Annotated in this window: 9 protein-coding genes; 6 read left to right on the top strand and 3 right to left on the bottom strand. The window is 69.8% G+C overall.

What is annotated here, in order from left to right; translation table 11 throughout:
- Positions 1-187 precede the first annotated feature (187 nt).
- Positions 188-901 (bottom strand): RadC family protein, encoded by a 714-nt coding sequence (gene radC / locus AC07OD_RS05865; RefSeq protein WP_218339950.1) that lies wholly within the window; start codon positions 899-901, stop codon positions 188-190.
- Between the two features lie 355 nt (positions 902-1,256).
- On the opposite strand from radC, the gene AC07OD_RS05860 reads away from it, so the two are divergent.
- Positions 1,257-1,721: an FKBP-type peptidyl-prolyl cis-trans isomerase gene (locus AC07OD_RS05860; protein WP_218298105.1), complete on the top strand. Its 465-nt coding sequence runs from the start codon at positions 1,257-1,259 to the stop codon at positions 1,719-1,721.
- A 23-nt stretch (positions 1,722-1,744) separates the two neighbouring features.
- A complete protein-coding gene (ispH, locus tag AC07OD_RS05855; RefSeq protein WP_218298108.1) occupies positions 1,745-2,782 on the top strand; it encodes a 4-hydroxy-3-methylbut-2-enyl diphosphate reductase in 1,038 nt (345 codons plus the stop codon).
- 143 nt (positions 2,783-2,925) lie between these two features.
- On the opposite strand, the gene AC07OD_RS05850 is transcribed toward ispH, so the two are convergent.
- On the bottom strand, positions 2,926-3,621 hold the full coding sequence (locus AC07OD_RS05850) for a CBS domain-containing protein (RefSeq protein ID WP_218298104.1): 696 nt from the start codon (positions 3,619-3,621) through the stop codon (positions 2,926-2,928).
- A gap of 166 nt (positions 3,622-3,787) precedes the next feature.
- Between AC07OD_RS05850 and AC07OD_RS05845 the strand changes: the two genes are divergently transcribed.
- From AC07OD_RS05845 to mnmH, 4 genes are all read left to right on the top strand, one after another.
- Complete coding sequence (locus AC07OD_RS05845; protein WP_218298103.1) at positions 3,788-4,732, top strand: threonine/serine dehydratase; 945 nt, start codon at positions 3,788-3,790, stop codon at positions 4,730-4,732.
- A 32-nt stretch (positions 4,733-4,764) separates the two neighbouring features.
- Positions 4,765-6,087, top strand: a complete 1,323-nt coding sequence (gene serS / locus AC07OD_RS05840; RefSeq protein WP_492808917.1) for a serine--tRNA ligase — start codon at positions 4,765-4,767, stop codon at positions 6,085-6,087.
- Between the two features lie 63 nt (positions 6,088-6,150).
- On the top strand, positions 6,151-7,191 hold the full coding sequence (gene selD, locus AC07OD_RS05835; RefSeq protein WP_494595607.1) for a selenide, water dikinase SelD: 1,041 nt from the start codon (positions 6,151-6,153) through the stop codon (positions 7,189-7,191).
- Positions 7,191-8,306 carry a tRNA 2-selenouridine(34) synthase MnmH gene (gene mnmH, locus AC07OD_RS05830; RefSeq protein WP_494595579.1) on the top strand — a complete coding sequence of 372 codons (1,116 nt, stop codon included), beginning with the start codon at positions 7,191-7,193 and terminating at the stop codon, positions 8,304-8,306. The genes selD and mnmH overlap by 1 nt, the downstream gene beginning before the upstream one ends.
- Here the strand turns inward: mnmH and AC07OD_RS05825 are convergent.
- The gene (locus AC07OD_RS05825) at positions 8,264-9,193 is read right to left on the bottom strand and encodes a LysR family transcriptional regulator (RefSeq protein ID WP_369643140.1); all 930 of its coding nucleotides are present in this window, start codon (positions 9,191-9,193) and stop codon (positions 8,264-8,266) included. The two genes, mnmH and AC07OD_RS05825, sit on opposite strands and share 43 nt — an antisense overlap.
- Positions 9,194-9,300: the final 107 nt, after the last annotated feature.

Raw genomic sequence — 9,300 nt, 5'->3', positions numbered from 1 at the left:
TTTAATGATACGGCGACCACCGAGATCTACACCGGTTATTAGTCGTCGGCAGCGTCAGATGTGGAGAAGCACCGAGACCGGGGCGCGGCTTGCGGCGGGGCGGGTGCGCCGGGCGGGGGCGGCACGGCCGTGGCGCGGGCCAGCGCGGCGTGCAGGGCCGTGGGCGCGGCGGGCGGCGCGGGCGCCGTCACAGCAAGCCCTGTTCCGCCATCGACAGCGCCTTGCCGGGGGCGACGATGACATGGTCGAGCACGCGCACGTCCACCAGGGCCAGCGTGGCCTTCAGCGTCTTGGTGAGGGCCTCGTCGGCGCGGCTGGGCTCCACGCTGCCGCTGGGGTGGTTGTGGGCCAGCACCACGGCGGCGGCCTGGTGGTGCAGGGCGCGCAGCACCACCTCGCGCGGGTACACGCTGGTCTGCGTGAGCGTGCCGCGAAACAGCTCCTCCATGGCCAGCAGGCGGTTCTGGCTGTCGAAGAAGAGCACCGCGAACACCTCGTGGCCCTTGGCCGCCAGGTGCAGTTGCAGATAGTGCTTGACGGCGTTGGGCGAGTCGAACGTCTCGCGCTCGCGCAGTTGCTGGGCCAGGGCGCGGCGCGCCAGTTCCAGCACGGCCACCAGCTCAGCGCGCTTGGCGGGGCCCAGGCCCTTGATGCGCGTGAGGTCGGCGGCGCTGGTGTGCAGCAGTCCGGCGATGCCGCCAAAACCGCCGGTGACGCGCCCCGTGGCCGCGTCCACGCCGGGCGTGTCCAGCAGTTCCTGCGCCATCTGCAGCACGCCCTTGCCCACGGTGCCGGTGCGCAGCAGGATGGCCAGCAACTCGGCATCGGCCAGGGCGGCGGGGCCGCGTGCCAGCAGCTTTTCGCGCGGCTGGGCGTCGGAGGGCAGGTCTTTGAGGGGCATGGCGCTGGGTCTTTGACACCCGTCAGGGGCCGACGGGCGTAGGGCTTTGCCCGGTTTTCTACAATACGGGCCAGTGTAGAGCGTGTTGTGCACTTCAAGTACCCACGTTGGACTTCCAGGCCCAGTGATCGCAAGGCGCGGGCCGCCGCCAAGGCAGGAGCCTTGCCAAGGGCTGCGACGCCGCGAGCGCTGGCCTGGGAGCCCAACCCGAAGGGAAAGCCGGGAAAAGGCCCGGCCACTTTGTTGCAGACCGCTTGCGGTAATGGATACCGTGGCGCGTTCTGCGCCTAGTTGCCGGGCCTTTTCCCGGCTTTCGTGGGCACTGAAAAGTGCACAGCAGGCTCTTTGGACTTTCATGACCTCTATCGACACCTCCCTTCCCACCGTCCAGCCGGGCTCCTTCCTGACGCTGCACTACCGCCTGGCGGGCCCGGCGGGGGATGTGATCAACACTTTCTCCGACAAGCCCGCCACCCTGTCGCTGGGCGCAGGCCAGCTGTCGCCCGCCGTGGAGCAGCGCCTGCTGGGCCTGCCCGAGGGCACGCGCGCCACGTTCGAGCTGGCGGCGGGCGAGGCCTTTGGCGAGCGCAACACCGAGATGCAGCAGTGGGTGGCCAGGAAGCTGCTCAACGAACTGGGCGACCCGGCAGAGCGCTACAGCGTGGGCGATGTGGTGCAGTTCCCCACGCCGGACGGCCAGGGCAGCTACGCGGGCGCCGTGGTGCAGGTGCGCGATGACGGCGCCGTGCTGTTCGACTTCAACCACCCGCTGGCGGGCCAGCCGGTGACGTTCGAAGTGCAACTGATCGGGGTGCTATGAGCAGCGAGATTTCTGGCCGCAGCATGAGCGATGCCGGGCCGCTGCCCGGCGCGCCACACGCGGGCGAGGGCGGGGACGTCGAGGTCCTGCTGGCCGAGCCGCGCGGCTTTTGCGCGGGCGTGGACCGCGCCATCGAGATCGTCGAGCGCGCCATCCAGAAGTTCGGCGCGCCGATCTACGTGCGCCACGAGATCGTGCACAACACCTACGTGGTGAATGACCTCAAGGCCAAGGGCGCGATCTTCATCGAGGAGCTGTCGGATGTGCCCCCGGGCGCCACCCTGGTCTTCAGCGCCCATGGCGTGAGCAAGGCCGTGCAGCAGGAGGCGGTGGCGCGCGGCTTCAGCATTTTTGACGCCACCTGCCCGCTGGTGACCAAGGTGCACGTGGAAGTGGCCAAGCTCGCCAGGGAAGGCTACGAGTTCATCATGATCGGCCACAAGGGCCACCCCGAGGTGGAGGGCACGATGGGCCAGCTCGACCACGGCATCCACCTGGTGGAAGACGTGGCCGACGTGGCCCGCGTGCAGCCCGCGCAGACCGGCAAGCTCGCCGTGGTCACGCAGACCACGCTGAGCGTGGACGACGCCGCTGAAATCTCGGCCGCCGTGCGCGCGCGCTTCCCCAGCGTGCGCGAGCCCAAGCAGCAGGACATCTGCTACGCCACGCAGAACCGGCAGGACGCCGTCAAGGTGCTCAGCCCGCAGGTGGACGTGGTGATCGTGGTGGGCAGCCCCACCAGCTCCAACAGCAACCGCCTGCGCGAGCTGGCGGCGCGGCTGGGCACGCCGGCCTACATGGTGGACAGCGCCGACGAACTGCAGCCGGGCTGGTTCGCGGGCGTGGCGCGCGTGGGCCTCACCGCCGGCGCCTCGGCCCCGGAGATCCTGGTCCAGCAGGTCATCGACCGCATCAAGGCGCTGGGGGCCGTGTCGGTGCGCACCATGGCGGGCATCGAGGAAACCATCAAGTTTCCGCTGCCCAAGGGGCTCAAGATCGATGGCGCCACGGGCCTGGCCCTCACCGAGCGCACGCCGGAGACCGGGCCCGCCAGGCACTAGCCCGGCATGCGCGGGCCGCGGCATCCGCAGGGGCCGCCGCGCCGCTGCGGTTGCTCCTGAATTGATAGCTGTTTGCGCTTGATGGGCAAGCGCTGGGGCCGTTTTTTAGTCAATCCCGCCGTGGCCGGGGCCCACGGCGGTGCCTACAGCGAGACCGCAGGCCCGCTCCACAGGTCCAGCGGCGGGTCGGCCGCCACCGCGCGCAGGATGTCGGTGCGCGAGATGAAGCCGGACAGCACCCCCGCATCGTCCGTCACTGGCAGGCCCGGCAGGCCCGTATCGAGCAGCACGGCGGCCACCCGGCGCAGCTCGGTGTCGGCCGCCACGGTGGGCACGGGGCTCACCATGACCTCGGAGACGGGGCGGCGTGCCAGCTCGATCGCCTGTTTCACGGCGCCCGGCTCGGGCAGCAGGTCCAGGGGCGCCATGTCGGCCCGCAGCAGCAGGCCGACCACCCGCCCCAGCGGGTCCACCACGGGGGCCTGGGCCACCTTGTGCTCGGCCAGGGTCTGCCAGGCATCGTTCACGCGCGCCCCGGGCTCCACGCTCAGGGCGCCCGTGGTCATGACATCGCTGACCTTGGTCAGAGGCTGGCGTGCCTGCTGGGGGCCCTGCTCGGTCTGCGCATAGGCGCTCACGGCGTCCTGCAGGCGCAGGTTGGCGGGCGGCGAGAACGCGGGGTGGAGCGGGGCCGGGGACTGAAACGGCTCGGCGGGCACATCCAGCGCGCGCGTGCGCAGTGCCTGGGGCCGCTGCACGCGCCGCACGGCAGAGATCTGCGAGAGGTTTTCCGGCCCTCCCCGGTACATCTGCCCCGATGGGCCGAACACAAAGAACATGCTTGCCTCCTGCTGGCGTGTCCGCCCAAGGCGGCGGACCCTGTCCATGTTATCGGCACTTGCACGGCGCCATTGGAGGGCAGCGTGTATCCGTGTGTTGCCGCGGGGCGGGCGGGCAGACCCTACACTGCCTGCCTTTGTCCGATTTCCCCTGGAGTCTCCCCGCATGATCGATCGCGCCGCCATCGCCGAAGCCCGCCGCCACATTTCCACCGCCCAGCCTGACTTTCTGCGCACCACCCCGCTGATGCGCGTGCCGGGCCGATCCCTGGGCGTGGACTGCGGCGAGGTCTGGCTCAAGCTGGAGCACCTGCAGGTGGGCGGCAGCTTCAAGGCGCGCGGCATGCTGTACCGCCTGCTGGCCAACCCCGTGCCCGAGAGCGGGGTCATCATCGCCTCCGGCGGCAACGCCGGCATTGCCGTGGCCGCCGCCGCCAAGGCCCTGGGCGTGCGCTGCGAGGTCTTCGTGCCCGAAGTCTCGCCCGAGGCCAAGCGCGCCCGGCTGCGTTCGCTGGGCGCCGACGTGGTCGTCACCGGCGCGGCGTATTCCGAAGCCTTCGAGGCGTGCGTGGCCCGCCAGAAGGCCACGGGCGCCCTGCAGGCCCACGCCTACGACCAGCCCGAAGTGGTGGCCGGCGCGGGCACCCTGGCGCTGGAGATGGAAGAGCAGGGCGGCCGCCTGCCCGACACGGTGCTGGTCAGCGTGGGCGGTGGCGGCCTCATCGGCGGTGTGGCCGCGTGGGTGGAGAGTCGCGCCCACGTGGTCGCGCTGGAACCCGAGCGCGCGCCCACCCTGCATGCCGCGCGCGCCGCAGGCCAGCCGGTGGATGTGGAGGTGGGTGGCGTGGCCGCTGATTCCTTGGGCGCCCGCCGCATCGGCGCCATTGGCTGGGAGGTCAGCCAGCGCCATGTGCACGATGCCCTGCTGCTGCCGGATGACGCCATCCGCGCCGCCCAGCTGTGGCTGTGGAAAGAGCTGAAGCTGGCCGTGGAACCCGCCGCCGCGCTGGGCCTGGCGGCCCTGCAGACAGGTGCCTACCGGCCCCAGCCGCAGGAAACCGTGGCCCTCATTCTCTGCGGCGCCAACTTCGACCCCGCCAGCCTCGCCTGAGCCGGGGCCGACCACCCCTTTAAAATCCAGCCATGCTTGACATCCTTCTCCTCCGCAAAGACCTCGACACCGCCATCGCGCGCCTGGAAACACGCAAAAAGCCCCAGGCTTTCCTGGACGTCTCCGCGTTCCAGGCCCTGGAGTCCGAGCGCAAGACGCTGCAGACCCGCACCGAAGAGCTGCAGGCCCAGCGCACCCAGCTGTCCAAGCAGGTCGGCATGCTCATGAGCCGGGGCGACAAGGACGGCGCCGAAGCCGTCAAGGCCCAGGTGGCCGCAGGCAAGGTGGAGCTGGAGCAATCGGCCGCCCGCCTGGAACAGGTCCAGGCCGAGCTGCTTGCCATGCTGGTCGCCGTGCCCAACCTGCCGCACGAATCCGTGCCCGTGGGTCCGGACGAGTCGGGCAATGTCGAAGTGCGCCAGTGGGGCACGCCCGCCAGCTTCGCCTTCGAGGTCAAGGACCACGTCGACGTGGGCACGCCGCTGGGCCTGGATTTCGACATGGGCGTCAAGCTCTCGGGCTCGCGCTTCACGGTGATGAAGGGGCAGATCGCCCGCCTGCACCGGGCCCTGGCCCAGTTCATGCTGGACGTGCAGACCCAGGAGCATGGCTACACCGAGTGCTACGTGCCCTATGCCGTCAACGCCGACTCGCTCAAGGGCACGGGCCAGCTGCCCAAGTTCGAGGGCGATTTGTTCGCGGCCAAGAAGGGCGGCCAGGACGGCGAGCCCGTGCCCGACAACGCGGCGCTGTACCTCATTCCCACCAGCGAAGTGCCGCTGACCAACTTCGTGCGCGACGTGGTCGTGGCCGAGTCCGAGCTGCCCATCAAGCTCACGGCCCACACGCCATGCTTCCGCTCGGAAGCGGGCAGCTACGGCCGCGACACGCGCGGCATGATCCGCCAGCACCAGTTCGACAAGGTCGAGATGGTGCAGATCGTGCATCCCGACAAGAGCTACGAAGCGCTGGAAGAAATGACGCGCCACGCCGAAACCGTGCTGCAAAAGCTCGGCTTGCCCTACCGCGTGATGAGCCTGTGCACGGGTGACATGGGCTTTGGCGCCGCCAAGACCTATGACCTGGAAGTGTGGCTGCCCGCGCAGAACACCTACCGCGAGATCAGCTCGGTGAGCAACTGCGAGGCCTTCCAGGCCCGCCGCCTGCAGGCCCGCTTCAAGAACGCACAGGGCAAGAACGAGTTGCTGCACACCCTCAATGGCTCCGGCCTGGCCGTGGGCCGCACGCTGGTGGCCGTGCTCGAGAACTACCAGCGCGCCGACGGTTCCGTGGAGGTGCCAGAGGTGCTGCGCCCGTACATGGGCGGCGTGGCGGTGCTCGCACCCGCCGCCTGATGGGGCGGGCCATGGGGACGGCGCGCCGGGGGAGAATCCAGCATGACTTCCTCTGACAACACCATGGCCAGCCCCCCCATCCGCCTCACGCAGTACAGCCATGGGGCGGGCTGCGGCTGCAAGATCAGCCCCAAGGTCCTGGACGTGATCCTTGCGGGCAGCGGGGCCCAGAACCTGGACCCGCGGCTGTGGGTGGGCAATGCCTCCCGCGATGACGCCGCCGTCTATGCGCTGGATGGCGAACGCGGCGTGGTCTCCACCACCGACTTCTTCATGCCCATCGTGGACGACCCCTACGATTTCGGGCGGATCGCGGCGACCAACGCCATCAGCGACATCTACGCCATGGGCGCGGACCCGCTGATGGCCATCGCCATCCTGGGCTGGCCGGTGAATGTGCTGCCGCCCGAGGTGGCGCGCGACGTGGTGCGCGGCGGGCGTGCGGTCTGCGATGCCGCAGGCATCCCGCTGGCCGGCGGGCATTCCATCGATGCGCCGGAGCCCATCTTCGGGCTGGCCGTGACCGGCGTGGTGGAAAAACGCCACCTCAAGCGCAATGACACCGCCACTGCGGGCTGCCGCCTGTACCTCACCAAGCCGCTGGGCATCGGAATCCTCACCACCGCCGAAAAGAAGGCCCGGCTGCGCCCGCAGGACGTGGGCCGCGCGCGCGACCTGATGTGCACGCTGAACAAGCCGGGCAGCCGGTTTGGCAAATTGCCGGGTGTCATGGCCATGACCGATGTCACGGGCTTTGGCCTGCTGGGCCACCTGGTCGAGATGGCCGAGGGCAGTGGCCTGAGCGCCGTGATCGACTACGACGCCGTGCCGCGCATCCGTGGCGTGGAGCACTACCTGGCCGAGGGCTGCGTGCCGGGCGGTACCCTGCGGAACTTCGACAGCTATGGCGCCAGGATCGGTCCGCTGGACGAAGTGCAAAAGCAGCTGCTGTGCGATCCGCAGACCAGCGGAGGCCTGCTGATCGCGGTGGCGCCGCAGGGCGAGCGTGAATTCCTCGCGGTGGCCGCCGAGTGCGGGCTGCCGCAGATGGAGCCCATAGGCCATCTCACTTTCCGGCAGGCCTTCGCTGTCACGCTGCGCTGATGCTGGACACCCTGGCCGACTACCGGCACATCTTCCTGAACGATGTGCCCATGATGGACGTGCGTGCGCCGGTGGAGTTCGTCCAGGGCGCATTTCCGGGCGTGGCCAACCTGCCCTTGATGGACGATGGCGAGCGCCAGAAGGTGGGCACCTGCTACAAGCACCAGGGCCAGCAGGCGGCCATCGCGCTGGGGCATGCGCTGGTGTCCGGCGAGATCAGGCGCGCACGCACCCAGGCCTGGGCGGAGTTCGCGGCGGCCCATCCGCAGGGCGTGCTGTATTGCTTTCGCGGGGGCTTGCGTTCCCAGATCGTCCAGCAGTGGCTGCAGGCCGATGCCGGGATCGCCTACCCCCGCGTGGCCGGCGGCTACAAGGCCCTGCGTACCTTTTTGCTGCAGACCACCCAGGCGGCGGCGCGCGAATGCCCGTTGGTCGTGCTGGGCGGGCTGACAGGCACCGGAAAGACCGAGCTCATCTCGCAGCTGCCCAACGGCCTGGATCTGGAAGGGCACGCCAACCACCGGGGGTCCAGCTTTGGGCAGCGTGTCAGCGGCCAGCCGGCCCAGATCGATTTCGAGAACCGCCTGGCGATCGATATCCTCAAGAAGCGGGCCGCGGGGCAGCGGCTGTTCGTGGTCGAGGACGAAGGTCGGCATGTGGGCCGCTGCGCCGTGCCGCTGGAGCTGCGCCTGCGCCTGGAACAGGCGCCGATGGTCCATGTCGAGGATGCCTTCGACGCCCGGGTCGAGCGCATCCTGCGGGACTACGTGGTCGGGCAGTGCGCCGAGTTCTGCGCCGCGCAGGGCCCGGCGGCGGGGTTTGAATCGTTCTCTGCCCGATTGCTGGAAAGCCTGGACAAGCTGGCCCGGCGCCTGGGCGGCGACCGCCACCAGATGCTGCGCGCAACGATGCTCCACGCGCTGGCGCGGCAAAAGGCGCATGGCGATGTTGCGCAGCACCGTGGCTGGATCGCGGCATTGCTGCGCGACTACTACGACCCCATGTACGCCTACCAGCGTGAAAGCCGGGCGGGGCGCATCGAGTTTCAGGGGGAGTTCGGCGCGGTGCTGGCCTACCTGCGTGATCGCTCCGTGGCCTCGGGCCCCCAGCCGTAGGCCGGCGGCACCGAAAAATCCACCTGGGCCTGCGCCAGGCGCTGCATCGCGGGTATCAACGCACGCGCATCGCCGCGCCGCCACTGGAACGCGTACTGCAGGGGCGCAAGCGCTGTGCGCCCGCCCAGCGCGCGCAAGCCCGGCGTGCCGACCCAGGCCGCGGGCAGAAAGCCCACGCCCACCCCCGCGCGCAACATGCCGGCCACGGCCCCCCAGCTGTTGCACAGGATGCGCTCGCGCACCGCAACGCGGTGCGCGAGCAGCCAGTCATCGAGCAGCCGCGTGGTGCCCGCACCCGGGGGGAGGGTGACCAGCGGATGCTGCTGCAGCAGCGCTTTCGCCCCCAGGCGGCCGGCGCCGGGCAGATCGGCGGCCACAGCCCAGGTGAAGCGCGCAGCCCCCACGGGCTGCGAGCGCAGCGTGCTGCGCGACGAGCGCCCCGCGATCACCGCGAAGTCGAGTTCGCCGTCGTCCAGGCGGCGCTCGAGCACGCCACCCACGTCCACGCAGGGCTCCAGGGACAGGCGGGGATGCGCGCGGCGCGCCGCTGCCACGAACGCGGGCAGCCAGGTGAGGGCCGAGAGGTCGCCCACGCCAAAACGGCAGTGGCCCGCGAGATCTGCGCGCGCATCCAGTGCCTGGTCCAGTGCCGCGACGGCGTTGAGCACATCCAGCGCGGCGGGCAGCAGCCGCGTCCCGGCCTCGGTGAGCACGGCGCGGTGTCCGCTGCGGTCAAACAGCGGCTGCCCCAGCGCGGCCTCCAGTTCCGTGATGCGCTTGGACAGCGAGGACACGGACAGGTGCACGCGGCCGGCGGCGGTGGCGAAGTTGGCGCAGGTGGCCGCCCACCAGAAAGCCTCGAGCTGCTTGACCGACGGAGTGGGCATGGCGGGGTCCTTGTTGGCATAAAGAGAATTAATTCATTCTAAATATTTCGCTTTCATTCATTGAATGGCAAACCTACAGTGGCGCAATTCCTGAATGCAATGAAAGC

Source organism: Acidovorax sp. GW821-FHT10E03 (assembly GCF_059415205.1).
This window is presented reverse-complemented; position numbering and strand designations above follow the sequence as displayed.